We start from the raw sequence: 701 nt of genomic DNA, 5'->3' as shown, positions 1-701 counted from the left end.
CACAGACGCTGCTCTTTGGGAGTCTCGAGGCTGAATTTAAACTCGGCTGTCAGTGAGTTTGGCTCGCTGATGAGGGTTTCTGTTTCTTTTAGAAAGTCTGCTATATGGTTGATGTTCTTTTCTTCAGGGTCGATACGGAACATCTCACAGAAATTTGGGTTGTAGAGTCTGACTCTACCTTCCAGATCGAGCACTAATAGAGCTTCATGGCTCGACTCTAAACTTGCATGCAATAGTGAATGAGATTCTTTAAGCGCACTCTGGGTTATCTTAAGTTCTGTAACTTGGCGCTCTAGTTCTTTATTGCGTGTAATGAGTTCCTTTGCTGACAGTTGAACGGAGCGCTCGAGGGTTGTTCTTTGTTCATCAGCTTCGACATAACTATTATGTACGGCATTCAAAAATGCAGTAATGCGAGGGTCATCCGGCACTTCTGATAGGTGCTTTTCGATCTGCTCTAGAATGAGTTTATGGTACTTCATAGCTTTCGTTTGTACTGCATGTTACTTAATGAACGTAGAGTCATTAATTTTCTATGTTACAAGGTTATCTCTACTTCACTTTAGAGTGCGTGCTGAAAATGCTTTTTAACCTAGGAAAGCAGGAGTCGAGTTCTCATTAAGTACCCGGCACATGACTATTTCAAGTGAATCTACTTAAATTTAGACTATATTTCTGTGTTTCGCTGTGAAATTTTAATG

At 40.8% G+C, this 701-nt stretch carries 1 protein-coding gene; it reads right to left on the bottom strand.

Annotation, left to right across the window (positions count from 1 at the left end):
- On the bottom strand, positions 1–482 hold a 482-nt coding region (locus tag A3756_RS01885), incomplete at its 3' end, for a PAS domain-containing protein (RefSeq protein WP_156490188.1).
- Between the last annotated feature and the right edge of the window lie 219 nt (positions 483–701).

The sequence above is a fragment of the Oleiphilus sp. HI0086 genome (assembly GCF_001635225.1).
The sequence above is the reverse complement of the archived record's forward strand: the minus strand, read 5'-3'. Positions and strand labels throughout refer to the sequence as shown.